Annotated in this window: 26 protein-coding genes; 11 read left to right on the top strand and 15 right to left on the bottom strand. The window is 40.1% G+C overall.

What is annotated here, in order from left to right; translation table 11 throughout:
- Positions 1 to 588: 588 nt before the first annotated feature.
- The 5 genes from HDC90_RS24120 to HDC90_RS24100 form a co-directional block, all read right to left on the bottom strand.
- On the bottom strand, positions 589 to 1,584 hold the full coding sequence (locus HDC90_RS24120) for a type II toxin-antitoxin system HipA family toxin (RefSeq protein ID WP_184471045.1): 996 nt from the start codon (positions 1,582 to 1,584) through the stop codon (positions 589 to 591).
- A complete protein-coding gene (locus tag HDC90_RS24115) occupies positions 1,581 to 1,907 on the bottom strand; it encodes a HipA N-terminal domain-containing protein (RefSeq protein ID WP_184471043.1) in 327 nt (108 codons plus the stop codon). The genes HDC90_RS24120 and HDC90_RS24115 overlap by 4 nt, the downstream gene beginning before the upstream one ends.
- On the bottom strand, positions 1,904 to 2,122 hold the full coding sequence (locus HDC90_RS24110) for a helix-turn-helix transcriptional regulator (RefSeq protein ID WP_184471041.1): 219 nt from the start codon (positions 2,120 to 2,122) through the stop codon (positions 1,904 to 1,906). Before HDC90_RS24110 ends, HDC90_RS24115 begins: the two co-directional genes overlap by 4 nt.
- A gap of 261 nt (positions 2,123 to 2,383) precedes the next feature.
- Positions 2,384 to 2,650 (bottom strand): helix-turn-helix domain-containing protein, encoded by a 267-nt coding sequence (locus HDC90_RS24105; protein WP_184471039.1) that lies wholly within the window; start codon positions 2,648 to 2,650, stop codon positions 2,384 to 2,386.
- Between the two features lie 771 nt (positions 2,651 to 3,421).
- A complete protein-coding gene (locus HDC90_RS24100) occupies positions 3,422 to 3,991 on the bottom strand; it encodes a UPF0758 domain-containing protein (RefSeq protein ID WP_184471037.1) in 570 nt (189 codons plus the stop codon).
- 120 nt (positions 3,992 to 4,111) lie between these two features.
- On the opposite strand from HDC90_RS24100, the gene HDC90_RS24095 reads away from it, so the two are divergent.
- A complete protein-coding gene (locus HDC90_RS24095) occupies positions 4,112 to 4,513 on the top strand; it encodes a hypothetical protein (protein ID WP_184471035.1) in 402 nt (133 codons plus the stop codon).
- Positions 4,514 to 4,809: 296 nt separating this feature from the next.
- On the opposite strand, the gene HDC90_RS24090 is transcribed toward HDC90_RS24095, so the two are convergent.
- The 4 genes from HDC90_RS24090 to mobC all read right to left on the bottom strand — a co-directional run bounded on the left by HDC90_RS24090 (position 4,810) and on the right by mobC (position 7,119).
- On the bottom strand, positions 4,810 to 5,088 hold the full coding sequence (locus HDC90_RS24090) for a hypothetical protein (RefSeq protein ID WP_184471033.1): 279 nt from the start codon (positions 5,086 to 5,088) through the stop codon (positions 4,810 to 4,812).
- Positions 5,089 to 5,108: 20 nt separating this feature from the next.
- Positions 5,109 to 5,297, bottom strand: coding sequence for a ParA family protein (locus HDC90_RS24085; protein ID WP_255497834.1), 189 nt, complete (start codon positions 5,295 to 5,297; stop codon positions 5,109 to 5,111).
- Positions 5,298 to 5,317: 20 nt separating this feature from the next.
- Complete coding sequence (locus HDC90_RS24080; RefSeq protein ID WP_184471031.1) at positions 5,318 to 6,445, bottom strand: relaxase/mobilization nuclease domain-containing protein; 1,128 nt, start codon at positions 6,443 to 6,445, stop codon at positions 5,318 to 5,320.
- A 263-nt stretch (positions 6,446 to 6,708) separates the two neighbouring features.
- Complete coding sequence (gene mobC, locus HDC90_RS24075) at positions 6,709 to 7,119, bottom strand: plasmid mobilization relaxosome protein MobC (protein WP_184471029.1); 411 nt, start codon at positions 7,117 to 7,119, stop codon at positions 6,709 to 6,711.
- A 1,816-nt stretch (positions 7,120 to 8,935) separates the two neighbouring features.
- On the opposite strand from mobC, the gene HDC90_RS24070 reads away from it, so the two are divergent.
- From HDC90_RS24070 to HDC90_RS24025, 10 genes are all read left to right on the top strand, one after another.
- Positions 8,936 to 9,529 (top strand): RNA polymerase sigma factor, encoded by a 594-nt coding sequence (locus tag HDC90_RS24070; RefSeq protein WP_184471027.1) that lies wholly within the window; start codon positions 8,936 to 8,938, stop codon positions 9,527 to 9,529.
- 197 nt (positions 9,530 to 9,726) lie between these two features.
- Positions 9,727 to 10,890: a FecR family protein gene (locus HDC90_RS24065; RefSeq protein WP_184471025.1), complete on the top strand. Its 1,164-nt coding sequence runs from the start codon at positions 9,727 to 9,729 to the stop codon at positions 10,888 to 10,890.
- 16 nt (positions 10,891 to 10,906) lie between these two features.
- A complete protein-coding gene (locus tag HDC90_RS24060) occupies positions 10,907 to 11,824 on the top strand; it encodes a TlpA disulfide reductase family protein (RefSeq protein ID WP_184471023.1) in 918 nt (305 codons plus the stop codon).
- A 175-nt stretch (positions 11,825 to 11,999) separates the two neighbouring features.
- The gene (locus HDC90_RS24055; protein ID WP_184471021.1) at positions 12,000 to 15,602 is read left to right on the top strand and encodes a SusC/RagA family TonB-linked outer membrane protein; all 3,603 of its coding nucleotides are present in this window, start codon (positions 12,000 to 12,002) and stop codon (positions 15,600 to 15,602) included.
- 19 nt (positions 15,603 to 15,621) lie between these two features.
- Positions 15,622 to 17,076, top strand: coding sequence for a RagB/SusD family nutrient uptake outer membrane protein (locus HDC90_RS24050; RefSeq protein ID WP_184471019.1), 1,455 nt, complete (start codon positions 15,622 to 15,624; stop codon positions 17,074 to 17,076).
- A gap of 170 nt (positions 17,077 to 17,246) precedes the next feature.
- A complete protein-coding gene (locus tag HDC90_RS24045) occupies positions 17,247 to 18,365 on the top strand; it encodes a TlpA disulfide reductase family protein (protein WP_184471017.1) in 1,119 nt (372 codons plus the stop codon).
- Between the two features lie 48 nt (positions 18,366 to 18,413).
- On the top strand, positions 18,414 to 19,499 hold the full coding sequence (locus HDC90_RS24040; RefSeq protein WP_184471015.1) for a TlpA disulfide reductase family protein: 1,086 nt from the start codon (positions 18,414 to 18,416) through the stop codon (positions 19,497 to 19,499).
- Between the two features lie 24 nt (positions 19,500 to 19,523).
- A complete protein-coding gene (locus tag HDC90_RS24035; protein ID WP_184471013.1) occupies positions 19,524 to 20,807 on the top strand; it encodes a TlpA disulfide reductase family protein in 1,284 nt (427 codons plus the stop codon).
- Between the two features lie 10 nt (positions 20,808 to 20,817).
- The gene (locus HDC90_RS24030) at positions 20,818 to 22,038 is read left to right on the top strand and encodes a TlpA disulfide reductase family protein (protein ID WP_184471011.1); all 1,221 of its coding nucleotides are present in this window, start codon (positions 20,818 to 20,820) and stop codon (positions 22,036 to 22,038) included.
- A 416-nt stretch (positions 22,039 to 22,454) separates the two neighbouring features.
- On the top strand, positions 22,455 to 22,679 hold the full coding sequence (locus HDC90_RS24025) for a hypothetical protein (protein ID WP_184471009.1): 225 nt from the start codon (positions 22,455 to 22,457) through the stop codon (positions 22,677 to 22,679).
- A gap of 160 nt (positions 22,680 to 22,839) precedes the next feature.
- On the opposite strand, the gene HDC90_RS24020 is transcribed toward HDC90_RS24025, so the two are convergent.
- The 6 genes from HDC90_RS24020 to HDC90_RS23995 form a co-directional block, all read right to left on the bottom strand.
- Positions 22,840 to 23,115 carry an AlpA family transcriptional regulator gene (locus tag HDC90_RS24020; protein ID WP_184471007.1) on the bottom strand — a complete coding sequence of 92 codons (276 nt, stop codon included), beginning with the start codon at positions 23,113 to 23,115 and terminating at the stop codon, positions 22,840 to 22,842.
- A gap of 11 nt (positions 23,116 to 23,126) precedes the next feature.
- Positions 23,127 to 23,297 (bottom strand): hypothetical protein, encoded by a 171-nt coding sequence (locus tag HDC90_RS24015; RefSeq protein WP_184471004.1) that lies wholly within the window; start codon positions 23,295 to 23,297, stop codon positions 23,127 to 23,129.
- An 11-nt stretch (positions 23,298 to 23,308) separates the two neighbouring features.
- On the bottom strand, positions 23,309 to 24,142 hold the full coding sequence (locus HDC90_RS24010; protein ID WP_184471002.1) for a hypothetical protein: 834 nt from the start codon (positions 24,140 to 24,142) through the stop codon (positions 23,309 to 23,311).
- 3 nt (positions 24,143 to 24,145) lie between these two features.
- The gene (locus HDC90_RS24005) at positions 24,146 to 24,394 is read right to left on the bottom strand and encodes a hypothetical protein (RefSeq protein WP_184471000.1); all 249 of its coding nucleotides are present in this window, start codon (positions 24,392 to 24,394) and stop codon (positions 24,146 to 24,148) included.
- Between the two features lie 5 nt (positions 24,395 to 24,399).
- Positions 24,400 to 25,341, bottom strand: coding sequence for an SPFH domain-containing protein (locus HDC90_RS24000; RefSeq protein ID WP_184470998.1), 942 nt, complete (start codon positions 25,339 to 25,341; stop codon positions 24,400 to 24,402).
- 64 nt (positions 25,342 to 25,405) lie between these two features.
- Positions 25,406 to 26,125 (bottom strand): lipopolysaccharide assembly protein LapB, encoded by a 720-nt coding sequence (locus tag HDC90_RS23995; protein WP_184470996.1) that lies wholly within the window; start codon positions 26,123 to 26,125, stop codon positions 25,406 to 25,408.
- Positions 26,126 to 26,184: the final 59 nt, after the last annotated feature.

Here is a 26,184-nt window from a genome sequence, read left to right as displayed (position 1 = left end):
AGGGTTTGTTCGGCTTGATTCAAGGGAAGTTATAATTGTTGTAATACTACAAAGAAACAAATTATTCTAATCCCCCCAACTTTTCCGCTTGATCCATATTCTTTGTCCCAAACTATGCCGAATAAAAAAACAAAACCCCCTAAATGAACCATTTAGAGGGTTTTTGACACAATTTGTATCTGTCTTTGTCGGGATGGCAGGAAGCGAAACAAACTCCTAACAAACTAGATATCAAATACTTAAAACACTCTATTTTTATATGGTTACGATTTGGGCAACTATTTTTTTATCGCTTTTCACCCTAGATTTTTGTTTAATTTTTATCTCGATAACTAACCGAAAATCTGTTTTTGTGACTGCAATTTACGTAGAAATAATGAAATTCTTAAAAAAGAAAGCGGCGCCCGCTAGAGACTGTGGTATGGTCGCGAAATTAAAGAAGGCGTCCCATCCAGGTATGTAATTTGGTAACTATTGAGGGGGATTATGCCCCATATCAAAGATGACAGGTGAAAGGAGATTTTAACCATAAAGCATCCATCTTATATGGTTTGTTTAAGGGTTAGGAAATGGGACACCCTTAAATTGTTATTTGTTCAGAAGCTTTCGCTTGCGATTATAACCAAAAAGATACGTTTTTTTCTGGCTGCTCTCAAGGAAAGAACGATCAGTCAGGCTCTCGACCAGCTCACTGCGCTCCCTGAAAGGAGCGAGTAATTTCTCAATACGCTTTTCTTGAATACCGATCCGTCTGCCAAATTCAATAAAGTCGGACCCAGCCACATGGCCTTGTGTCCTTTGATAGGCTGATTTGTAACCATCCGCGAACAGGCCGCCATTGAGGCCAAAATCCGAATCGTTGACATGGATTTTGGTATTTAGCAGATCATAAGCCGGACTTAAGACGAAATCACCCTGACTGGTCTCAATAATTGAAAAATTCTTGAGATGGGCATCGCCGTTGGAAAAAAGATAATTGAATACTACTAACCGGAAGAACTTTTCGATCTCTACCCGCCATGCCGGAACGAATTGACGGATAAGCGCGGCTAAAGATTCATAATTATAGTCATACTTATAATCAGCATTTCCATCATTACCTACCTTCCCCGCAAGGCTTGCAAAATCCTCCATCCGCCATTTAGTTCCATCTGGCTTTACATCAAACCTCAGGGTAATGTATGCCGGCTCACCGCCTTTAAAGAAAATAAGGGCGTTCTCCGCGGTGGCAATACCATAGACCTGTTTTGCAATCTGCATGGTCAAATGTTCATTCGCAGGTACCTGTGCAGGCATTTTAATGTCCCTGGGAATTGGCTTTAAGATATATGTTCCCTGTTCACCCTGCCTGGTCAACCTGAGCTCCTTACCAAAGCGGAGCACCGAGAGTTTTTCCTGTACCCCTGAAATAGAGATCCGCTTACGGTTTTCCAGAAAAATCTCTTCGTCCCTATCATCTTTACCGGGGGCAGCGTAAGGCAGAATGTGACTTACCTCTCTTCCACCGAAGAGCCTGCGTCTGGCAAGTGGGCTATAAGTATCAAAACCTCCGGCGAGCGTCCCAGGATCATTTATGATCTTCATTCTATTATTTCTTTAACGGTAACTGCACCAATCGTATCCTCCCCAGCTGTTTTCAAAAGCAGTCCAAATGCATCGTTTTCATCAAGCCGAAACTGCCTGGCCTGCATTTTCTTGTTTACCCCTTCTGAAAGCATATTATAGAAAAAAGGGAACAGAGAACTGCTTCTAAACTCCTGTTTCTCCTTCGGCAGAGTTAAGCTGATTGCAGGCAGTGCACTATCAATAAAGTATTCATCCTCATACCTGAAAACATAATCATTCCTATTGTATTCAGATAAATACCCTGCCAATCTGTTATTCAAAAATACACCTGCCTTTCTCATAGATTATCTTCGTTTGATTCCGCCAGTTTGAAGGTTACCTCTAGGCCCAAAATGAGTCCGATACGCCTTAAAACTTCTAAAGTTGGATTTCCTTCATTGCGTTCAATCTTATAAAGCGTATTGATACTAACGCCAGCAAGTTCGGCTAGGTAAGGCTGTGTCATTTTCAGCTCCTTACGCCGCTCCAATAAAAGATCGCCAACCGTTTTTACCATTATAATATGATTTTCAATAAAAGTAGAAAACATTTCGCTTAAAAACAACAAAAATCACATTATAATAAGATTTTTAAAGAAAATGATCCAATCCACTGGTTTTTTGACCATAAAATCATATTATAATATGATTTTAGTCAACTGAATGCCTCAATTGCAGTCATTATCCGGTGTTTGACTACTACATCGCCTAGCACTGTTGATCGATTAACTCTGAATAGTTTTGTATTTACCTAATAGGTTTTATCAAGATAAGCACTGTTACTTCTTTAGTAACAAGGCCTCTATGTCTTCATATTTGTAGTACATAAGTCCACCGATTTTAGAATACCTTACAATCCCCCTTCGTCTATAGCTGCTTAAAGTTCCCTTTGAAATGGAGAGTAGACCACAGACCTCATAACTTTTCAGCCATTCTTTTTTAGAAGGCGCTTTTGCGCCAAAAAACCTATTCCGTCGTAATTCCTCAAAAATATCTTCCTTGAGCTGTTTTATATCTGCTTTTGTAACGATTTCAGAAATCTCCATGTTGTCGATGATAAGATTGTACAATAATTATTTATCGCAAATGCTTATTAAAATCTGAAATTTATTATATATTAATATCAATCTATCAAAGAGTTATATCATTCATATAATACCCAACTTAAAATAAGCATTCACTTTGCCACCCAAACGTATCAGAATAAATAGAAGCAGCAAATTTTTGAGCCAAAATGGCTCGAATTAATCCAAATATGAGCTAATTATGAGCCGCGATGAGTGTCGAATTAATGAACTATCAAAGGGTCTATGTTAAATTATTTATTTAGTTAAATGAAGTATCGTCTTGAACAAGAACTTTGAATAGTTTAATATCTATTTAAGTTCCTATAATTTTTCTAAAGATCAGCACCCTTAGCCCCATAGGCTCGATGGGTTTTGAAATCCGGCAGAATCGGAAATATCGGATTATGATAAAAAGCCCCTATCCTGTTCACCCACAATACTCTTGTAAACGATATAACCAAGCCAGCTACATCTTTCTGTCACAAGATACTCAATATCTGCAGGGACATCGTTTATGATCGGGTAAAAGATCTTGTATTTCTGGTTAAAAGCTAAGTAGATGATCAGGCAATGTGCAGTGGATCTTTTCAGTGAAGACTGGCAAGATGGAAGTCCTAATAGATCCCTTCCTGCATCCTGGCTCCTTCTCCTCGACCCGGCAGCTTACATTGCCTCGTAGCTCAGGAGCCTTATCAAACGCCAGTCTATTATTTAAAGCATTGGCACTATTACAATTGTCGATATTAGTCACTAAACCGCGCACATCCTCCTCCCCAGTTCAAGTGCAGCCAGAATAGCACTGGACTTTGCCAGTCCTATCCCTTTAAATTTGCTCAGCGTTTTATGATCCAGACCGCCCAGCAAATCAAGCCTGCCCCCAACCGCTTTTAGAATATTTTTCGCGATATCCACCGCGCTCACATCTATTTGCCCAGAACCGATTAGCATCGCCATTAGCTCAGCATCACTCATCCGTTCCGCTCCAAGTGAAACAAATTTTTCCCTGGGCCTTAGCGCTACATCCCATGATTTAATCCCGCTATGGCTACTGGCTCTCTTAAGACAGGTCATATCCGCAATACCATAATTATCCTGATGCAGATATGCCGCTGAATGGAACAGGGATGACATTGCGGAAATAAGAAAATGAAAATCTTCCTCAAAGACCACAACAGTTGAACGTTTATAGTTACCATTTTTTTGCTGATCGCTTCTGGTAATGCACAGATAACGGTTATCATTTACCGCTCTCTTAAAATCGAGAAAGTAATTTTTCTTCCCAGAGGAAAAGTTTTCGGTTGCAAGATTAGTATTTTCCATGTTCATCATTTTAAGTTTAGACAAAATTGGAAATTTGATTTCAAGCTAATCGGTTGTATATTAGCGTATCCGATCCGATCGGATAAAAACCGGATCGAAAAACCCTGATACTTATTCGAGATGCAACAACTCAGAGAAACCCAACGGCTCTGCAGTTACAAATACTGCGGCAATACATTCGAGGGAAGAAGCGATAAAATCTTTTGCAGCGACCAGTGCCGCAACAGGGCCAGGCGTGATCAGTTAAAGACCGAAAAATGGAATGCACCCCTTTTCCTGCACAAAATAATAGACATCCTGCAGAACAACCATAAGGTATTAAAAGCACAATATGGTGAAAATAGGGAGCCAAAGGTTGTCAGCGAATTCTTGTTAAGGGACAACGGTTTCAATTTTGAGTTCCAGACCAGGATTCTCATTACATCGAAAGGCATCTATAAATTTTGCTTCGATTATGGCTGGCTTGAGCTTGAGAACGGTAAAATCCTTGTGGTCCAGAACGACAAGATGGTCATTCTTTAATTTACCGGACTTCAAGCGTTTATTTTCCTTTCGCTTAAGAACAAACTCACCTACTTGGAAAAGAAACATCAGTTTGAAGATCAATTTTAGGTTACCAGATTAACCGTCACTACATTATGTGTTAGCCTCGTCTAGAAAGAATCGTTTGTAATCTTGTATTATCAAATCAGTTTATCATATAAAGACCTTAATTACAACCAATTACACACATCCAACCAAAGAAATTATCCACGCAAAAGCACGGGGGCAAAGCCCCCGTGTACAGGACAACTTGTATCCTCAAATTCCGGGCAGATCTACCTGCCCCTCCCCGTTTTTTCTTCCACAGATGCCGCCTGATCCTGTGCAACTTCCTGCTCGCTATTCCTTCCTACCGCAACCGGAGGCTCTCTTCGGTCAACAGCTTTGCTGTAAACCTGGCTTAAATCTTTATCATAAAAGTCCAGCGTTTTAAACTGTGGGTTAGCAGCGACAAAACCGGCTGTTTCTTTTCCATTCTTCATAAACGACACCTCATGAAGATTTCCACGTTCAAGGCTTTTAAGCAACTGATCCTTAAAACCAGGCTTGTCCATATTCAGTATATTGAATTTATCTACTGCTTGTTTAAGGTTAAAGTTTCAGCCAATTTGGCTTTTTCGTATTTCTGCGCAAGCGACTGCTGATAGTCCATATCGATTACGGTCACCTTCCGCTTTTTGACCAGCGTTAAAAAGTTGGCCAGTAAAAGGGTGAGCGTACTTTTCCCCGCCCCTCCCTTTTGGTTTCCAATAATAATTAGCATAATAAAAAAGGTTTAAAAAATTAACGGGTATTTGTGCGGGCCTTGCCCTTGCGCTGACGGTTGCGGCCAAGAATGGCCTCATCATCGATATCCTCCTGGAGATCAAGCGTCCTGATTGGCTCTTCGTAGAAACTCGCCTCCTCCAACCCAGAAAGAATATAATTGACCTCAACTGAAGGATCTGCAAGAGATATCCTGTAAGCCGGAGGCCTTAAATCATTTTGACGGTCAAGATTAATAAAAGCAAGAACATCACGCAAATGCATTACCTCAGAGCCCTTCATCACCGTTTTATTGGAATGATCGATGATAGTGTAACCGTAAGGGATTTTGTCATCCTTACTGTGAAAGATCAGTTCAGCGCCCTTTTTCTTTTGGACCATCCTTGCAAATTCTTGCAGTTCTGATCTGATATCGGTTTTTGGAGAAAGAAAATCAGGATTGGACAAACGTTCGGCCAGGATTTTTGAAAAGATAGCCTTCAGCTGTCGGCACCTGTTTTTATCCCTGACCGGATCTTGGCACAAAGATTCGATATCAGTGACTTTTAAGGTTGAAATCAGTTTCCCTGAATGGGATACTTCGATCTTTTCTTTTTCAAAACGAACCTCAAACCCCGAGCCTTCCAATAGCGTCCGTACTTGTGCAACACTATCAAAATTGTATCCGAGCAACTTATCGAGCCTTGTCAGATCAACCTTTTCACGTTTGATCACTGTAGATAATGCCCTGATCGAGCGGAGCTTTTCAAAGGCTGAAGAGATCTTCCTGCCATCCTTATCAATCCTGGTCGATACGATATGTACATGGTAATTTTCCGTATCGTTGTGAAAGATCACCAGATATGGATTTTCACCATAACCCATTTCCGCCATCCACTTTTCGGCAGTATCCAAAAGCTCCTGTTTCGATGTCGTTTTTCCCTTTGCAGAGATCACCGCATGGAACTGGGGTTTATTTACCCTTTTGTTTATCGCTGATACCGCTTTCAGATAATTGATATAATCCTGTGGACCGATTTTGTCCAGTCCCATCAGGCTACCGAAGTTCCGCACCTCCAAAAGCTCTCCCTTTCCAGCGCGCATCTTCTCATGGTTGTATCTTACTCCGGCAAAAGTTGCAGAAGAGCTGAGTATCTTTACGATCATATAGCTGAGTGACTTTGCAACCTGCTCATCAGATCACGGGATTATAATAAACCAACATAACTGGCTCCGTTGTTTTACCGTTCCCTCTGCAACCAGTTAGCGGTATATCCAGTTCTCGGGCTATATTAAAACCAGCAATCTATGTAGCGAACAAACTGGTTACCAAAATCCCAATGGAGCTCCGCAACCATATAACAGCGTAACAATAGGACATTAAAACAGCATAACCGGTTATGCACCTAACTACACAACACCATAACCCCTTAGCTGCCCATCAACCTCAACATTCTTCTGATTTCCATATTGAGACTTTTTAACAGCAGCGAATGTTTATCAAGCTCTTTATTATACCGGGTAAAGATTACCGGCGAGAGTACCCGCTGTTTATTCAGTATATTGGCGTACCTGGCCAATTGATTGATATTATTTCCGGTTCTGGAAAGTTCAAGTCCGATCTGATCAATGCTGGCCAAAACTGAGCGTCCATCGAAAACTAACTGAACGTTGACCTCTAGCACCCTTTTTCTAATGATATCGGTCCTTTTTAAGCCCAGAAGTTTTTCAAGGGATGCAATAGAACTAAATTCTTCCTCCGAAAACCGCACACTTATCTTTCTGGTTCTCTTACCGTTTTTCAGGTGAGGTCTTCCTATCTGTTTTTTCCTTCCTTCCATTCCGATATCATCTAAAAGAGAAAACGAGTTGCGAGTTTTCTCACCCCCAAATGCTCCGCTTTGGGCAAGATTCTTTTTGGAGGTATAATCCGCAGGATTATTGTCCGACAAAAAGACATCTTGCCAGTATAAAAAATCTAAGTATTTATTGGCAGCCCTTCTATAATATTGAGCCAATTTCCTGTACCTGAACTATAAAAAATCAGGGCATAAAAAAAGGGGCCGAATGGCCCCTCCTACCTAAACTAAAAACAAAAAAAATAAATCTTTAATAAGGTATACCGGGATTACTCACGTAAGTCCATACGGACCTGGCCGTCGCCTGCCTCTGCGCTTTCGTCATATTGAAATTATCTCAACTTCGCAAGAATTTTCCGCTCCTCACGGAATAATGCTTCATCCCACAATTTCAAAGAACAAGTGCATGGCACCTATCTACTCTCGTTAGCATAAAAGACTATCTTTTAAAAGAAAATCCTTTACTTGATCATTTGGAACCGCATTTTTGATGACAGCACCATGGATCCAGGTAATTTTAGATTGTTATACAGTTAGTACTAAAGCAGGTTACCCCGTTTCATTGACCAAACGTATCCAGTAATTTAGTTTGATGAAATTTTTGGCCTGAAATGGCCTGAATTGGTCGTTGTATGAGCCGAAAGTGACCCAACATCTGCGACATTGAAGGCAGAATTTCCGAAAGTGGAATAATATGGAAAAGAAAAATATTAGACTTTTTGACAGGGACAAACCAAATACTATTTCCTAAAATGATAAAAAGATTTAGAGTCATTGTAAACTGACTTGTTGAGGCTAAAAGTTGGTGCCGATTCTGAAAGTTTAACTTAAGAGATTTACACTCCAAGTCTATCTTCGGACTGTACGGTACAAATGTCGAACCATTTTCTAACAGATCTCAAAAAACTCGAATCCATCAAAGAGGGTTAATTACTGAAAATGAACACCATACAACAAAATCGAATATTAAAACCCCACATTCCAGTGAGAATAAAAAAGTCCATCAAAAGAAACGAAAGGGATTAAGGCTGTAAAAAATATACGTCCTATATGATGCACCAGAACTGCATCAAGCTTATTGAAGTTCACAATGGACTTTGATATCAGAGGTAATTGTCTCACATTTGAATAGGGTTTAAAAAGGAGGCCAGAAGGACATGCGGACTATAACCCTGATTCAAAGTTTCACCTCTTTAATGCCGATGAACTCAAAAAGGTATCAGACCAAGACTGATGACAGGATTGATTTTATAGCTTTCTGCACTGAGTTTATAGCTTATCTGGAAGGAAATGGTAGAGGTAAGAGTGCAGCCAACTACCGAACGCTAAAGAAGAGTCTCATAGTTTTTTTTGGTAAACTGTTTATCGTTTAGATTTTTCTGACCCGGCTTCTTTCAATCGTTTTTTCAAAACTTTAACAAACGAAACTCCTCTATGGGATGGCCTTGTATTAAAATCGTATTCTATTAAAAACTTGGTTTAATTTAAAATCTGGCTGTGCCGTTTTACAAGTTCCTGATTTCTTTTAGTTGAGGGTTTCTTTGGAAGATTAATCATTCTAACAGACTGAAATCAGAACTAACTATAGTCTGTGTTGTGAAATTTAGTATTATTTCACTTAAAAAGCTTTAAGATCAGGTTGTACCGTTTAAAAATCTCAAAATCTCTTTAAAGTGAGGGTATCTTTGAAAATTAAACGTTTTAACAGATGGAAATCAGAATTATTTATAGTCTTTATTATGAAATTGAGTATTATTGTGCTTAAAAAGCGGTAAATTTACATCATAACAACTATTGTATGTCTGTCAAACCTCTTGATAACGAAGCTGAAATACTTACTGAAATAGCTGGGGGTGATAAACGTGCTTTCGAAATCTTGTTCAAAAACTATCATAAGTATGTTTTGGCGTTCAGTAAAAAGATAACCCGTTCTGATGATTTAGCTAGAGAAATTGTTCAGGACGTTTTTCTGAAAATCTGGTTAGGTAGAGAAAAGCTACGGACTCTGGAGACCTTTGGTGCATATTTAAACACAATAGTGCGTCATCAGTGTTTTAATGTGCTTCGTCGGCTTTCTCAGGAAATCAAATCTAATGAAGTCTTTAGATTGAAGGCTAGTAACTTAAACGATTCCACAGCGCATGAGCTGGATTACCGGGAGGCGGAAAATATACTGAACAAGGCGATTGAAACATTGTCACCCCAACAAAGAATGGTATATGTACTTTGTCATCAAGAAGGTATGAAATACGAAGAGGCGGCAATTAAAATGGGGATTTCTCACCAAACCGTTCATTCCTATATGAAGGATGCGCTAAAAAAGATTAGGGCACATTTCAAAAAACATGCAGTTGCATATACCGTTTTCATTCTCAGTCTTTTCAGATCATAAGTTTCGGTTTACCGCTGCCGCTAGAAGAGCTTGTTAAGCGTATCTAATGCACCAGGTTGTTTTTTAAAAAAATAAATAACCTGAAAATCAATACATTAAATAATTTATTTTTTTCTGATACCCCGTCGAAATTGAGTTATGGGTCAATGTTATTAAAAGGTTAAGTTACCTTAACACGACGATAATATTGATATGCAATGAATAATATACGACTTCGGGAATTACTTAAACTTTATCTTGATAATTCTGCTTCAGATTTAGAACAGTCAGAATTTTGGGACTATGTTAATGATCCTTTTTATGATGCTGAATTCAAAGATTTGGTTGGCCAGGCATTTGATCAGCAGATTAAAGGAGAAGCGCTTAGCGAATCCGAGCAACGAAATTTTCTGGATTCAATATATGCTAAAGAAAAACCTGTTACCGGGAGATTTATAAAACTATGGCTACGTATGACTGGCATTGCCGCCGCCATTGCTTTAATGGTTTTAGGTATTTACTTCTTTAATTACAAAAATGATAAGCATGCTCAAAATGATGTTTTTGCAGCACAGGATAGAAATCCTGGATTTTTTGGTGCGACCCTGACTTTAGCAAATGGTAAAAAGATCAAACTTTCTGATGCTGCCAATGGTGAAATTGCTAAAGAGGGTGGTATTAGTGTAACTAAAACAGCAGACGGACAGCTTATTTATGAAATCAAAGAAACAATTGGCAATCCAAATCAGATTAATACATTAAGCACCGCCAAAGGAGAAACCTACATCTTAACATTACCGGATGAGAGTAAGGTCTGGCTTAACGCGGCCTCAAGTTTAACCTACTCTACTAGCCTGAACGACCATGGGATGCGAAGGGTGAAGCTTGAAGGTGAAGCCTATTTTGAAATTTTTAAGGACAAAGCACATCCTTTCATTGTACAAACGGCCAACCAGGAAGTAGAAGTATTAGGAACACATTTTAACGTGAATAGTTATATAGATGAGCCTGGAATTGCGACAACCTTACTGGAAGGTTCTGTTAAGGTGAAAGCTGGTAGTTCATTAAAAATAATTAAGCCGGGTGAGCAGGTGATAAATAAATCCGGGATTATGGAAGTACGAAAAGTTGATCTGGACGACGTTGTGGACTGGAAAAATGGTGATTTCTATTTGAACCATATAGATTTTAAGACAGCCATGAGAAAAATTGCCAGATGGTACGATATGGAAATTATTTATGATGAAAATGTTCCAGATAATATGGAATCCGGCGGCTGGATATCAAGAGATAAGCCCTTATCGACTGTGCTCAAATCTATAGAAGCTTCTGGCTTGGTTAATTTTCAGGTCGAAGGTCAAAAAATCTATGTAAGAAAATAATTAAAAATTGAAAAATATGAAACGATACATTTTCTCTATAATAATCTGCCAATTGGCATTTTCAGCATTTGCGCAGAATAATCATCCGGTTTCCTGGAGTTTCAGCAGTAAACAGGTGGCACCTTTAACCTATCAGATCAAACTCCACGCCACGATAAAAGAACCTTACCATATTTATCCTCAAGGTTCGGCAGGCAGTATGGGAATGCCTACCGAATTTTTGTTCGATCAAAACGATAATGTAGAATTCGTTGGTGAGATGCAGGAAAAGGGTGATGAACAAAAAGATGAAGCACACTTATCCTATTATTCAAAGGGTGTGACTTTTACACAGACTCTCAAATTGAAGTCTGAGAAGCAGACTGCATTATCCTTCACCATTAAATTCATGGCATGCACCAATCAAATGTGTCTTCCACCATCAAAGAAACAATTTACCCTAAGCTTAAATGATCAGGGCAAGGATGCCGGAGAGGTTAAAGAGGAAGATGCTGCCAGTTCATCGACTAAAGCGGTGAGTACTTCTGAATACGAAGATTTCGAGATGGCTGATATGGATGGCAAAATGATCTTCTCTAAAAACATCACCTCAAAAAGTAAATATACTTTCATCGATTTTTGGGCCAGCTGGTGTGCACCATGCAGAGCGCAGGGGCGCGAACTGATTACAATGTACAATACATACAAGCCAAAAGGTTTTGAGGTAATTGCTGTATCATTAGACTCTGACGCCAAAGCCTGGAGGAAGGCAGTTGAGGCGGATAAATATAAATGGACAAATTTAAGTGACCTTAAAGGGTTTGAATCTGCCATTAGTAAAAAATATAACATCACTGCTATCCCTAGAAATTTGTTAATCGATCAGAAAGGAAACATTATAGCTGTGGATTTGCATGGAAAAGAACTGGAAGCAAAACTGACCGAACTATTTTAAATAAACCTAAGTATTCACCTAAACCTCCCAACATGCACAAAAATCTACTATAACCCTAAAAAAGAAACCAGTCCCAACGTTGTCGGAACTGGAACAGCTTGGAATTAAAAAATGTCAACTACAACAACCTGCCCGTCGAAAGTTAGGAGTGCTGTACTTAAACCAAACTAAACAAATGTATAAAATTTCTAACAGATACTGGGAGAGGTATGCATCTCCCTATTCAAAACTAATGCTGACTATGCGCTTAACCACCGTAATATTAATAGCATCCATTTTGCAGCTTAGCGCAGCTACCTTTGGCCAGCAAATCACCATCAACCGGAAAAATGCTTCTTTGGAGTTGCTCCTGAAAGATATCAGGAAGCAAAGTCAATACGATTTCTTTTATGAGGGAAAAATTATTCCTAGGAACAAATCGGTTGATATAATTTTAAAGAACGCAGATATCAATGAAGCACTGAAAAGAGTGCTTGCCGGCTCGTCATTAACTTACACGATTGCTGGTAAAATTGTGACCATAAAAAAGCAAGAAGAACCTACCCTGATAAATAAGATCATTGCTGTACTTGAGCGTATCGATGTTCGTGGAAAGGTTGTAGATGAAGATGGAAAACCGTTGGCAGGCGCAACAATATTTATTGAAGATTCAAAAACCAGAACAACTAGCAATGATAAGGGAGAGTTTTATTTGCAAAACGTAAGTGACAATGCCACGATATTTATTGCTTTTATCGGCTATGAGCCGATACAACGTAATGCAGCCAAGGATCTTGGGACTATAAAAATGCAACCTTCAACAGGAAAACTGGATGAAGTTGAAATTAAATTTAATACAGGATATCAGCAAATTTCAAGGGAGCGGAGCACGGGTTCGTTTTCCAAGCCTGACCTTGATATCATGAAAAATCGCTCAGGAAGCGCTAGCATCCTTTCCAGGCTCGACGGATTAGTGCCCGGACTGGTCGTGAATAATGCCCCAAGTTCAACTCAGAACCCATTTTTGATCCGTGGCTTAGCAACAATTGGCCTTTATGACTCTTTTGGGAACCCAATTTCAGGCGGAGCGAGCCGCGGACCTCTGATTGTTGTTGATGGTGTACCGCAGGATAATATTTCAGCGATCAATACGCAGGATGTTGAAGATCTATCTGTCTTAAAAGATGCTACCGCGGCTTCTATATGGGGAACGCGGGCAGCAAACGGTGTTATCGTAATCACTACAAAAAAAGGTAAAGCCAGAGAACAGTTGAAATTTGAATATGACGGCTTTGTCAATTTCCAGGGTAAACCTGATCTCGATTACCTACAGCGCTTGAACAGCAGACAGTTTATTCAGGCAGCTAACGAGGTATTTGAGGAAAGCAAACTCAGGTATCCCTTTAGTCAGGCCTCAATACTGGACGCACTGAGGCCGCATCAGGTCATTCAGTACAATAACCTGCTTTCTCCTGCGCAAAGAGGTAAAAGCCTGGACAGCCTGGCCTCAATAGACAACCGCTCACAGGTCAAAGATTTATTTTACCGTAACGCCATGCTGACCAATCAGACCCTGTCAGCATCCGGAGGTAGTAAAGGATATTCCTTTTATGGATCAGCAAGCTACACGGGAACAAGATCAAATCAACCCGGTCAAAAAGATGATTTGTACAAATTTAACCTTCGCCAGGATCTTGAGCTTAACAAAAGAGTTTCACTTTTTTTAATAACTGACATCAGTAATAACCTTAATTCTTCACCTAACGACATTGATTTAAGCACTAACCTGGTACCCTACCAGTTGTTTAAAGATTCAAATGGCAATCCGCTTACAGTTAACCATATGGGGCAATACGAAGGGCTCGGGTACAGCGATACCAGACGCCTCGATTATCAAAACCGGAGCGGTATCAACCTGGAGTACAATCCCCTGAACGAACGCAATATGGGATACAACAAAAGTGAGCAGGTGTACAGCAGGATTGTTGGCGGAGGAATCGTAAAGATACTGAAGAGCCTAAGATTTGAAGGTAATTATGGCTATAATATCTTATCTGGTAACAGCACTAATTTTCTGGATGCAGGAGCCTATGCGGTGCGCAGAGAATTGCTTGACTTTACTGTTGCATTGCCAGGCGAAGCACCGGTTTATTACCTTCCTTCCTCTGGTGGCAGGCTAACAGAAAGTAACGTGTTACAGAAGAATTACTCCCTTCGGAACCAGCTTGTTTTTGATCAAAACTGGGACAAACAACAGATTACCGTTCTTGCGGGTCAGGAGGCAACCTCACAGTTCGGGCGATCAACCCGAACTATTGTAAGGGGCTGGGACGATAAATTGCAAACGGGCCAGCCGATCGATTACCAAATGTTAAACGAGGGACTTGAAGAAAATACGATAACCAATGCATCGACTTTTTTAGCTGAAAATTTTACCGGAGGGCAATCCCCGGTGATCAGAACGAGTTCATATTACGCAAATCTTAGTTACAGTTTTCTCGGCCGCTACACCTTGAACGGAAGCTGGAGAAATGACCAAAGTAACCTCTTCGGTACGGACAAGTCTGCACAGAACAGACCTGTTTGGAGTATTGGGGGTAAGTGGCTGCTTGGTGAGGAAACCTTTATGAAGAGCATTACATGGTTGTCACGTTTAGACTTGAGAGCTACCTATGGTATAGCAGGAAATGCTCCTCAGCCAGGAACCGCCACTTCCTACGACATCTTAAATCCTGCCTCCGGCTCATACTATGTTACCGGTAGAGGTTTACTTATCGGTACCCCTGGCAATGACAAGTTAAGCTGGGAAAGTACAGTAATCAAGAATGTGGGCGTTGATTTTGCAATGTTTCAAGGAAGATTAATCGGCTCAGTTGAGGGATATATAAAAAATACGACAGATTTGTTAGGCAATTTGCCGGTAAGTCCATTTTCCGGCTACAACACCGTAATCGGGAATCTTGGAGCCATTGATAATAAAGGATTTGAAGTCAGTTTGACATCTGTAAATATGGTTTCCAAGGATTTTTCCTGGAATACGGGCTTTACCCTTGGGTATAACAAAAGCAAAGTGAAACGTCTTTCCCTGTTAGGAAATATCACAACCGGCACAGAGATGATCAGTCAGCGTTATGTAGAAGGTTATCCTGCTTTTGCGCAATTTGGATTTGATTATGTTGGGCTTAATAACCAGGGTAATCCACAGATAAGACTAGCCGATGGTACGATCACAACCGATCCGGAAATCAATACCGTAGCAGATGTAAAATATATGGGTACCACTCAGCCGGTTTGGGCTGGAGGTCTTTCAAATACTTTCAACTTTAAAGGTTTGTCCCTGAATATCAATCTGGTTTACAACCTCGGCCATGTCATGTTGAAAGATGTAAATGGATTTTGGAGCGAGCCGATGTACAACAATGTGCATAGTGACTTTGCCAACAGATGGAAAGTCCCTGGTGATGAAAAGACAACAGATATACCACGTTATATTGCTGACAGTGGGGATAATAGCGAAAGAAATCTTCGATACTATACAGCTGCCAACACAAACGTTTTTGATGCGTCATTTGTAAAGGTCAGAGACATCACACTTGCCTTTCACCTTTCTCAACAGATAGCCGATAGGCTGAAGGTACACGGAATTACATTCCGTGCTCAGCTGTCGAACTTAATGCTCTGGAAAGCAAATAAGTTTGGAATAGATCCGGAATTCCAGAACGCCGGTATTTATGGGTCAAGCAGAACGTTACGTACAGGTCAGGGTACAATTACTTTGGGTGCACATGTTTCATTTTAGATTTTAAAGAAGTTTAACTATGTATAATTTTAATAGAAAATATGTTTTCTTTTTTCTTGCTGCGATATCGGTAATACTGACCGCCTGTAAGAAGGAATTTTTAGAAGTGGAGCCCAAAGGGGCGATCGTTGCGCAGGATACGAAAGATTATGAATCCTTGCTTAACACTGCCAGGATCAGCGCTTCAAGTGCCATCTCATTTCTCGGCGACGAAGTTGCCGCACAAGATGATTATTTTAGTGGAGCTGATGTTTACAGGCAACGTTTATTCGAATTTAGCAGCTCTGCATTACTACCTGATCAATTGCCCGAGTTAAGTTACCTCACACAAAATTATGTTTTCAATAAAATCATTGAAGAGGTCATGCAGTCTAAAGGCGGAACAGAAGGACAAAAGCTCCAGATTATGGCTGAGGCAAAAGCGGGCAGAGCCCTTTGCCATCTGCTTTTTGTGAATGAATTTGGAAAACCCTATAACGAAGTCACCGCCAAGACTGATTTGGGCGTCCCGATCATTATTGCTGCCGATGTGACGAAAACTTCATACAAGAGGGCAACAGTTCAGGAAGTTTATGACTTTGTCATTCAGGATCTTAACGAAGCCATACCGAATTTAACTAAGCCGTTTGCGCACACTGGAAAAATGTCAAAAGCAGCTGCGGAAGCTATTCTGGCACGGACATATCTATACATGCACAAATACGAACAGGCGAAAGTGCATATTGATAATTCCTTTGCTGCATTGAGCAATGCAACAAGAACACCAGCTTTGTATGACTATAAGGAAACACTGGGGCCTGATGGAACATGGTTACCAGCAGGACCTGATGCCTTCGGTCCGGAACTAATGCCATCAGCAAGTATTAATGAAGATATGGAGAGCATATACAATGTGAGTATCAACTCCTTTAATATTAATTCTGCCAATACATTTGTGACGACGCCTCAAACTGGAGCACTTTATGGCGTAAATGACTTTAGATTGCAAATATACTCGAACCGCGAATTGTTTGGTGATGTAGTGTTCCCCGATGGAATGAGACGATATCCAAGATTTGAAGCAGAGGTGGGCGTAAGTTTACCCGATATGTACCTCATGAGGGCGGAACTCAGAGCACGGATGAATGATCTTGCGGGAGCAAAATCAGATCTTGAATTACTACGTGGAAAACGCATGCCGGAGGATGAAATTGAAGTCCCATCAGTTATTGCCGCCTCTCAGCAAAATCTTGTACTATTTATTTTGCAGGAGCGGATCAGGGAATTCGCATTGAAAGGGATGCGCTGGTATGATATGCGTAGGTTATCTACTGATCCGGTGGAGGCCTATCGGAATTCAGTTTCCTATTCTCACAAAATTTATGACGCAGAGGGCAACACAGTTGAGACCGTAACCTTTGCGCCTAAAAACCTGGTGTTAAAATTTGGAAAAAAATTGCTGGCTCAGCATCCGCAATTAGTAGAAAACGACTAACAACTACTTTGAGAGGTACTTCGTCTGGCAGGGGAATTTATTCAGCTACCAGACGGAGTTTTTAAGTCTGTTTCATTGCTACAGCCGCGCGTAAGTCATTAATCGGAAAAATCTTGCTTTCCAGTGGTCATTAAACGCAGAACAATAGAAGCTAATAGTTTTAAAAAGTCATGAAAAAATTAAAAATGTTGATTGCGTTCATCCTGTTATGTACAGGCGCTTACGCACAAAAGAAACCATATATTGTGCTTGGAACAGTGCAAGACCTTGTTAAGGAAGGCAAATACATTTACAGTTTCTATCAGAAAAATGAGGATCTCGTAATAGATTCCGTTAAAGTCCAGAACGGTAATTATTCATTTGCGGGTGATCTTGACCAAATGGTAATGATGTCAGTCAGCACCCGGCGATATGGTGATAATGTAAAAATCTTTGTTGGTCCATCAGAGCATATTCAGCTCATTCACAGTAAGTCTTTTGATGACGTAGCTGTTTCAGGATCTAAAGCGAATCTAGAATATAATCAAGTCCGCGCTGCATTGGCTGTTTATCTTAAAAAGATGACTGAAATTGATGTGAAATTGGATTCTGCCAGAAGGCTAAATGATACTACGATGTTAAATACCCTTCAAGCAGAAGGTAAAGATATATACCACCGTATGTTTGAGGAGGTCTATCCGAACTATATCAAAAATAATCCTAACTCTTCGATCGCCTTAAGTATGCTGGACGAATATTTTGGTGGTGTCGTTGACGCGAAAAAATTGGAGCCTTTATATAGTGTATTGACAAAGGAAGTAAAGGGCAGCGCCGAAGGTCAGCGTTGGGGGAAAATCTTAGAAAAGGCTCAGCGTGCTGCCGTTGGGAAGCAAGCACCAGACTTTACGCAATATAACCAGGCCGGAAAAGCAGTAAGACTGTCCTCATTTAAGGGAAAATATGTTTTAATTGATTTTTGGGCAAGTTGGTGTTTTCCGTGCCGTGCCGAAAACAAAAATGTTCTACGAGCCTATAATTCACTAAAATCCAGAGGATTTGATGTTTTAGGAATTTCAATTGATAGCGATAAAAAAGCCTGGATTAAAGCCATCGAGGACGATGGAATGCCATGGACACAAGTCACTGATCTTAAAGCAAAAAAAAATGTAGCAGCGCTCCTGTACGGAGTTGATGCCATACCTCAGAATTGGTTGATCGATCCAAATGGTATTGTGCTAGGTATCAACCTCAGGGGTGAAGATCTTGTTCAGCAAATTGAAAAATTAATAAACCAGAGCAAGGGTAAATAATGTCTAATAATTAACGGGTACGCAATTCAAATTACAAAAAGAAGATATATGAACAGATTAATTGCGATAACAATTGCTTTACTGCTATCGGCATCATCAAATGCACAAACAAGTTATAAGATAACCGGCAAAATTCCAGCTACTCATAAGGCTACACGTGCTGTGATGTCTTATCCACCGGACGATAAAGGCGGAAAGTATGCGGCAGATACTACAAATATTCACAATGGAAAATTTGAGTTCAGCGGCAATATTGGAAGGCCGCAAATGGCGGAATTGAATTTAATCATCCCCCGTAAGGCAGGTGAAAGGACGCGTAGATCCGAGTCGGAAGAGGATGGAGGAATGAAAAACGTGGCGCTGTTTTACTTAGATGGAAATATCAATGTCACATTTGATACTTCGGGCATAGCGACCTACACAGGCGGCGGTAAGGAGCAGAAAGCCTGGGAATCTTATAGCAATGAGGCGATCACCAGAAGTAAATCGCTAAAAGGAGCGGATGGAGGGATGGAATTTTACGAAGTATTGGTATCCGATATGGTGAAACGTTTCCCAGATAACTACATGAGTGTTGATTTGATGGATTTATTCACACAAAGTTCAATAAACCCGAAGCTTATTGAGCCAATGTATAATAACCTTAGCAAAAGAATGCAGCATTCAGAAAAGGTATTGGGTTGGAAACCGAAATTGGATGAGGCAAAACTAGCTGTTTCAGGTAACGTATTGGCGACCGAGTTTACGTTGAATGATACCGAGGGTAATTCGGTAGCGCTGGCTTCGTACAGAGGTAGTTACGTATTGGTAGACTTTTGGGCCAGCTGGTGTGTGCCTTGCCGTGCAGAAAATCCAAACGTGCTGGCCGCTTATGAAAAATATAAAGACAAAAAATTTCAGGTATTAGGCGTTTCGTTGGATGAGAAAAAAGAAGCCTGGTTGAAAGCGATTGCAGAGGATAAACTTCCCTGGGAACAAGTATGCGATTTCAAAGCCGCTGAAAGTCCGGTCACAAAAGCTTATAACGTTTCCAGTATCCCTGCTAACGTATTGATTGATCCAAATGGGAAGATCGTGGGCAAAGATTTAAGAGGGAAGGCTTTACATGACACGCTTGCCGAACTGATTAAATAGTTTTTAAAAAAAAAATCATATAAAATGAAAAAAATACTATTGTTCCTGTTGATTTCCAGTTCAGCCTGGTCGCAACAATCAGCGAAAAAAGCCAAATACGGCCTCAGCCAATTTATGTTAATTGAAAAGGTTGAAGATCAGGAAAAGAAATATAATGAAGTGATCAAAGAGCCAGCTGGAAGTCTCGAGCCAACGGCCTTAAATGACCTACGTGCTGAACTGGCTTTGCAATGGTTATCCAAGGGCAATGTGGAGCGTTACAGATTTTACAAAGCGACCAAACCTAAATTTGATTACCGCCAAGCGCTGTTCCTTTCGTATGCAGTAGAGAAACTTTTTGACGAAAAGAAAGATTTTGCGAATGCAGAGAAAATTTCAAAAGAGCTTTTAGCTGATTTAGCTAAAGGTACAATTGACGCGATGGCAATTAGACCAGCGGTTTTGTTAGAGGTAAATGCGGGGGCTAATGCGAAGCTGGGAAATGTTATTGTGGCAAAGGAAATGATCGCAAAATCTAATACAGATAAGTCCAGCGCAGATCGGTTAATAAAATATTTTAGAGATGGACAATCCAATTACCTCAATCGTCATGCAATAGTGATGCTGGCTGCAGGGGAAAATGAGCAGGCATTTGATTTGTTAGAGAAAGCATTTAAAGAAGCAGAATCCAACTCATATATGGTTGCAACGTTTAAAGAAGCTTTTAAGAAGGTTAAAGGCACGGATAACGGGGTTGAAGATTACCTCAAATCACTAAAAAAAGAAGCTTATCAGAAATACTACAAAGAAGTTGAGAAATCGTATGTTACCATTGCAAAACAGACGCTTGAGGGTACATTTCCTGATCCCAGCGATGCGACAAATTTACTAACTTCATTCCGTGCAACAAAACCTGTTAACCAGGTAGCGATGAAAAATCTGGCGGGGGAAATGGTGAATCTTGGTGACTTTAAAGGTAAGATATTAGCGATAGACTTTTGGACGACCGGGTGTACCCCATGTGTAGCTGCCTTTGCTGGATTTGAAAAGGTTATTGCGGATTACAATAAAGATGAATTCCAGATGTTTGTCGTGAACATTTTCGAAGAGCAGCCAACCGTTAAAAGTTTTATTGCAAAAAAGGGGATTACATTGGACGTTTTACTTGACGAGCCTAATAAAGCATACGATGTTCAGGCAACCCCTACCAAGATTGTTTTTGACCCGATGGGTAATATCAGATTTTTCAATACAGGTTATGCAGGTTCCACAGACAGGGAATACTATAAGTTAAAAGCTATGGTTGAAATCATTAAAGCACACAGTTAATACATACAGAATGAAAAAGCTAATTTTATTATTGTTATTATGTACCGGCTCAGCCTATGCCCAGCGGACACCACAGCAGCTTGCTAAAGAATTTTATAATATTGTAAATGTAGAGGATGAGGAACGGTTTTATAACGACTTGATCGCAAAGCATCCTGCCGATCCTGCCAAGCCAGATCAATACAATGAATATCGTGCGCAGCTTGCAGTAGATTGGTTGATTAAAGGAAATATTGATAAATATAAATTTTATAAAGATACCCATCCTAAGTTTACCGCACTCCAGTTATTTGATCTGAGCAATCAGCTGGAGTATTGGGTGGACGACAATAAGAATATTGCTGTAGTGGAGCAGATTTCAAATGAAATCTTAGCTGAGATACAAAAGAAAATGCACGATGATACGTTTGGACGGACCAGCGTTTTGCTTGAGGTAAACGCGATGGCTAATGCCAGGCTCGGAAATATCGATGTCGCCATGACGAATATTAAAAAGTCTGACGAAAGTGCACCGTTCAGAGATTTTGCTTATTTCAGAAATTCTAAGGCCAATTACCTCAATCGTCTTGGTGCAATCTTATCTGCAGCTGGCGAGCATCAACGAGCATTAGATACCTTATCTAATGCGGTGCGTACTGCCATCTCAACACCCAAGACACTGGTCACCTTAAAAGCAGTTTATCAAAAAGCCAAGGGTAACAATTCGGGTGTGGAACAGTATATCGCTGCACTGCAAGACGAAGCTTACCAGAAAATTGCAAAGGAGGTAGAGAAGGAATGGATTGCAGAGACTAAATCACTACCTGATGTTACTTTGACAGACATGAATGGTAAGGCCGTTAAGTTGTCTGATTACAAGGGAAAAATAGTCGTGATTGATTTTTGGAGTACAGTTTGTAAACCTTGTATCGCAGCATTTCCTGCGTTCGAACGGGCCATTGATTTTTACAAAGATGAACCCTTTCAGCTGTTTGTAATTAATGAGGGCGAGACCTTGGATGTTGCGAAGCCATATATGGATAAGAAGGGCTATAAACTCAATGTGTTGTTTGATAACGATGAAGCCATTTTTAAAGCTTTGGGTGCTTTGGGGACGCCTGAGAAATTTATCATTGATGCCAAAGGAAATATCAATCAAACAGGGATAGGCTATGCAGGATCAGACGATAAGGAGTTTTATAAATTAAAGGCTATGGTAGAGCTTACTAAAGCACGTTCATCAGGTAAGTAGTCCTGACTGACTAAACAAAATTTAAATGAGGAGTTTAATGACATACTATAAAACACTTTCAACGCCGTGAAATCAAAATCAGATTTTATCGCAAGTAACCTCCTATTATTCTTCTATAATGAATCATGTAGAAATTAGCCGTATTTACAGAAATGTAGATATTAATCGTTTTATAGCCTCTGCTCGTAAACTATGTGATCTTCCGCAATATTTGAGCAATATTGCTAAGAATAGTACTCGTGATTTTTTAATGCTGTACATGGCGGAAGTAACTCTATCGACATGAGATAATGTTAAAACCAAGAATCCGTTTCCAATTGATTATACCCCAACTTTTTGCTTGAACTGTCAAAGATAATATTACTGCTAGTTCAATGATTACCATTGAACTAGCTTACTTCAACCTTAGAGATATTATGGATAGTCCAAAATACGAAGAGATGTTAACTTTGCTGGCCAATACCAATCGGAACGTAATGGAGATTCATAGGGTTTTATTTAACAATAAGGCCACTTCTTCAGTAAACGGACACATAACAGCGATCGAAAGCAAGAAAGCTGAAATTATTCTATCTTCCGCTAGATGTACTAAGCGTAAGCAGTTATTTGGATCAACTTTAACAAAAAAAGCACATGATTAGCTAATCAGGTGCTTTTCTAATACAATAATATACGGACTTTTCTGTATATTTATATCATTATGTTAGAAAAGAAAACCCCTTTAAACGACAAAAAGGCCACCTTACAGGTATCCTTTAATGCGGTAAAGAATATCGGAATCTCCACTGTTAACATTGCGTATCAGATCCTCCCCCTTCGTTTACTTTCTAAAAACTCCTCTCTCAGCTCACTTTTATAAAACCTGTCCCCACCGGGAAGCTTGCTGGGTTTTAAAATACCCTTCCTTACCTTTCTCTTATAAGTGCTTTCACTTATTCCTAGATACTCCATCACTTCAAGCCGGGTCAGCATCTGATCCTCCGGCAGTTTTAATTGGCCATAGGACTTAGAGTATATCAGTTGCATAAGTTCATAAATTTTGAGCAAAACGTCCAGGATAGCATTAAGTTTGTCCATAGTGATTTCCGTTAAATCAGATAGAAAAATCTGGTTTTAATACACTGCCAAACAGGTAATTCCACGCCTAAAGCTTTTGCAATAGCTGCTTCACTTAATCCGTTTCCTAATTTTGCGCAGGCAGCACTATAATCTTTTAAAGTAATACCGTGAATGGGTTCTAATAATGAATTTTCAGACATGTGATTATAATTTAATAATGATTAATTGAATGGGCATGATCCTGAAGTAAACGCAGGTAAAACTTCTCGTTTTCTGCTGTCATATCAGGTACTATCTTATTCCATTCATCAAACATGCAGCGTAAATATTGCTGATACAGATGATGGCTTTTAGGCTTACTTTCTTCATAATTCTTAAGCAAATGGGCTGTACGCTGCTCTGCCAGACTCCGGGCCCGGTGTAGCACCATTTGTGCCCCAGTTGAAGGTATGAAGGTGTTCTGTGTCTGGCAAAATGGGCAGGTAACATAGGTAGCGATAAAAAATATTCTAGCAATAGTTATATTTCCTCCGCATTGCTTACATACAAATGTATTTTGGATACTTTCAAATACAGTGAGTTGCGCCTGGTAAAAAGCCTCCAGGTCTTGCTCCCCTGCCACATTATCAAGCATTGAAGTATAATAGGTCATTTTCTCTTCAAAAGCATCGTACCTGTTAATACAATCCATCCTGAACGTAATGAGCTTTTCATGATATTCACGGCCTGCGGAAGAAGTAAAACCGGGGAGTTGCGATGTTGCCTGATCAATAAAGCAGAAAATGTTTTCTTCCTTGGCTTGGTCGGCCTTCTTCCTCATCTGGTTAACCTGCCCACGCAGTCCCATTAACATGCGTCCATGCGCACGTTTATACGGGTCGGTATCCTGCTCAAAAACTTCCCTAAGCTCTGGCATTGCTGCAGTACACATTTCATACATCCTGATTTCCAGCTTATCCAAAAAAACAAACCACCTGTCCTGTGTTTCCGCAATCATTTTAAGCAATTCGGGATTGTGGTATTTTTTATTAAACAGACCAAACATGAACTATGAATTATTTTCTTTCTTAATATGAACACCATCCGAAAGCCTGACATCCATGAACTTAAAGCCACAATATGCACAAGTAGTAAGCCCTGCATTAAAAGCGCGACCGGCACCACATTCAGGACAATCTCTAACTTCAATTTTTGCGTCTTCTTCTTTTATTACGCCTCCGTAATTTTCCTGGTTCAGGGTCTTCTGTTTCAGCTGCTCCAGGTAGGTCAGCGTTCTTTTTCCTCCTGTTTTATCCATTGCGCTTACAGTAGCTTTAACAATTCTTCTTTTTTAGTAGTGTACTCAGCTTCTGTAATGAGGCCTGTTTCAAAAAGCTCCTTCACTTTTTTGAGTTTGGCGGATATATCTTCCACTGGAGTTACTGCTGTCGGTTTTGCCTGGTTCATGATCATGCCTATGGCAACTGACTGTAAGGCTGCTTCGCTCATGGCAGTGTTTTCTTTATCTATGGCACTGGCTATGCTAAACTGAGAAAACCTGTTCATATCAGTTACCATATTCATACCCGTAACCTGATCATAATGTTTAAGTACTTCTTCTGGCAGGGTAATGCTGGTAATCGTAAATTGGGTTACCTGAAGCCCCAGGGCGGTAAAGTATTGTTGAATAAGCGGCTGTATTTTTTTGTTTAGTTCTGAAACATTTCCTGCAGCATCAAGTACAGCTACATTTGCCTGCGCCAGCACTTCAGCAAATTTGGGTGCTATAAAGTCTCGCAGCTGCATTTCCAACTCAATAATATTTAAGTTTGGATAAGTACCTGCATATTCTTTAAAAAACAGCCTTATATCAGCAATCCGGATATTATAAGTACCGAAAGCCCGAATACGCACTTGCCCAAAAGCAGGATCTCTCATCAAAACAGGTACCGGCGTACCCCATTTAAGATTGACGAACTGGTGTGTATTAAAAAAATAAACATCTGCTTTAAAAGGGCTTTCAAAACCATATTTCCAACCTTTCAGGCGTGTTAGTATGGGTATATTTTCTGTTTTTAAGGCATGTTTTCCCGCAATAAATGTATCCGCGAACTGGCCTTCACTTAATAAAAGTGCAGATTGGCTCTCGCGCACAATTAACTTGGCTCCATTTTTAATCTCCCTGTCTGCATCTGCAAACTTCCACATCAGCAAATTAGGATCGGGTGTAAGCGATTCGATAATCTCAATAAAAGGTAATACCATATTCCAGAAGGTTAAATATTTGTACTAACACTGTAACCCATAAAAGGGCGATTGGTTTACTTTTTCATCCTCTTTTAAGAAAAGAGAACAGCCCACCCCTCTTCCATTCGCGTTTTCGTTTTAACGCTTCTTCGTTTTGGGGCGCTATTTTCAAGATATTATTCACTGTTTCAATTGCTGCATCAACTTCTCCGGCAGCTTTACAGCCATCCGCATATTGTAATGCAGCTTTTATCCATGTGTCATCACATCGCCATCCATTTCTATCATAACAGGCTATCGCAGCCAGCGAATAATCGATGGATTCATCCCATTGCTTCAACGCATAACTGCACTGTGCCAAACTCAAATTGGTGCTGCAGGCAATACTTTCATCACTTTCATTAACGGGCGGTTGGCAGGTACCAAGCAGTATATTTAAATTTTCTTTAGCACGATTATAATCTTCCAAGAAGAGGTATGACATGCCCCGCATAAAATATACCTTTTGAACAGAATCCACCGTTATCGCTTCACCTTTTATCGACTGATAATTATTGGCACACGCTATGCATTGATGATAATCCTTTAACTGATAGTAGTTTTGCATCAGCATATACCAGGAAGAGTTATCATCCGGATTCTTATCCAGCTCATCTTTCCAACGCAGAGTGGCATCTTCCAGGCTACCTTCGCTTAAAAGGTCATGGCGTACATTTTGAACAACAATATATTTTTCGCTTAACGTAAACAGTTCCTGTTCTGTTAGTGGATAAACCGCTTCAAATTGCCCCCCCTTCGCCACTTTAAAACGCCCCCCTTTGCCGAGTTAATTTGATAAGGTCCGCCAAAGCAAAAAGCCCC

The organism is Pedobacter sp. AK013 (assembly GCF_014205835.1).
Lineage (GTDB): Bacteria > Bacteroidota > Bacteroidia > Sphingobacteriales > Sphingobacteriaceae > Pedobacter.
This window is presented reverse-complemented; position numbering and strand designations above follow the sequence as displayed.

What these genes read in the sequence shown, in the direction of transcription:
- HDC90_RS24115 (WP_184471043.1), bottom strand. Translation starts at nt 1,907, where the DNA reads ATGAGAAAGGCAGGTGTATTTTTGAATAACAGATTGGCAGGGTATTTA.
- HDC90_RS24085 (WP_255497834.1), bottom strand. Translation starts at nt 5,297, where the DNA reads ATGCTAATTATTATTGGAAACCAAAAGGGAGGGGCGGGGAAAAGTACG.
- HDC90_RS24095 (WP_184471035.1), top strand. Translation starts at nt 4,112, where the DNA reads ATGCAACAACTCAGAGAAACCCAACGGCTCTGCAGTTACAAATACTGC.
- HDC90_RS24100 (WP_184471037.1), bottom strand. Translation starts at nt 3,991, where the DNA reads ATGGAAAATACTAATCTTGCAACCGAAAACTTTTCCTCTGGGAAGAAA.
- HDC90_RS24120 (WP_184471045.1), bottom strand. Translation starts at nt 1,584, where the DNA reads ATGAAGATCATAAATGATCCTGGGACGCTCGCCGGAGGTTTTGATACT.
- HDC90_RS24035 (WP_184471013.1), top strand. Translation starts at nt 19,524, where the DNA reads ATGAAAAAAATACTATTGTTCCTGTTGATTTCCAGTTCAGCCTGGTCG.
- HDC90_RS24090 (WP_184471033.1), bottom strand. Translation starts at nt 5,088, where the DNA reads ATGGACAAGCCTGGTTTTAAGGATCAGTTGCTTAAAAGCCTTGAACGT.
- HDC90_RS24045 (WP_184471017.1), top strand. Translation starts at nt 17,247, where the DNA reads ATGAAAAAATTAAAAATGTTGATTGCGTTCATCCTGTTATGTACAGGC.
- HDC90_RS24020 (WP_184471007.1), bottom strand. Translation starts at nt 23,115, where the DNA reads ATGGACAAACTTAATGCTATCCTGGACGTTTTGCTCAAAATTTATGAA.
- HDC90_RS24060 (WP_184471023.1), top strand. Translation starts at nt 10,907, where the DNA reads ATGAAACGATACATTTTCTCTATAATAATCTGCCAATTGGCATTTTCA.
- mobC (WP_184471029.1), bottom strand. Translation starts at nt 7,119, where the DNA reads ATGGAAGGAAGGAAAAAACAGATAGGAAGACCTCACCTGAAAAACGGT.
- HDC90_RS24030 (WP_184471011.1), top strand. Translation starts at nt 20,818, where the DNA reads ATGAAAAAGCTAATTTTATTATTGTTATTATGTACCGGCTCAGCCTAT.
- HDC90_RS24055 (WP_184471021.1), top strand. Translation starts at nt 12,000, where the DNA reads ATGTATAAAATTTCTAACAGATACTGGGAGAGGTATGCATCTCCCTAT.
- HDC90_RS24040 (WP_184471015.1), top strand. Translation starts at nt 18,414, where the DNA reads ATGAACAGATTAATTGCGATAACAATTGCTTTACTGCTATCGGCATCA.
- HDC90_RS24070 (WP_184471027.1), top strand. Translation starts at nt 8,936, where the DNA reads ATGTCTGTCAAACCTCTTGATAACGAAGCTGAAATACTTACTGAAATA.
- HDC90_RS24025 (WP_184471009.1), top strand. Translation starts at nt 22,455, where the DNA reads ATGGATAGTCCAAAATACGAAGAGATGTTAACTTTGCTGGCCAATACC.
- HDC90_RS24105 (WP_184471039.1), bottom strand. Translation starts at nt 2,650, where the DNA reads ATGGAGATTTCTGAAATCGTTACAAAAGCAGATATAAAACAGCTCAAG.
- HDC90_RS24065 (WP_184471025.1), top strand. Translation starts at nt 9,727, where the DNA reads ATGAATAATATACGACTTCGGGAATTACTTAAACTTTATCTTGATAAT.
- HDC90_RS24110 (WP_184471041.1), bottom strand. Translation starts at nt 2,122, where the DNA reads ATGGTAAAAACGGTTGGCGATCTTTTATTGGAGCGGCGTAAGGAGCTG.
- HDC90_RS24050 (WP_184471019.1), top strand. Translation starts at nt 15,622, where the DNA reads ATGTATAATTTTAATAGAAAATATGTTTTCTTTTTTCTTGCTGCGATA.
- HDC90_RS24005 (WP_184471000.1), bottom strand. Translation starts at nt 24,394, where the DNA reads ATGGATAAAACAGGAGGAAAAAGAACGCTGACCTACCTGGAGCAGCTG.
- HDC90_RS24010 (WP_184471002.1), bottom strand. Translation starts at nt 24,142, where the DNA reads ATGTTTGGTCTGTTTAATAAAAAATACCACAATCCCGAATTGCTTAAA.
- HDC90_RS24000 (WP_184470998.1), bottom strand. Translation starts at nt 25,341, where the DNA reads ATGGTATTACCTTTTATTGAGATTATCGAATCGCTTACACCCGATCCT.
- HDC90_RS24015 (WP_184471004.1), bottom strand. Translation starts at nt 23,297, where the DNA reads ATGTCTGAAAATTCATTATTAGAACCCATTCACGGTATTACTTTAAAA.
- HDC90_RS24080 (WP_184471031.1), bottom strand. Translation starts at nt 6,445, where the DNA reads ATGATCGTAAAGATACTCAGCTCTTCTGCAACTTTTGCCGGAGTAAGA.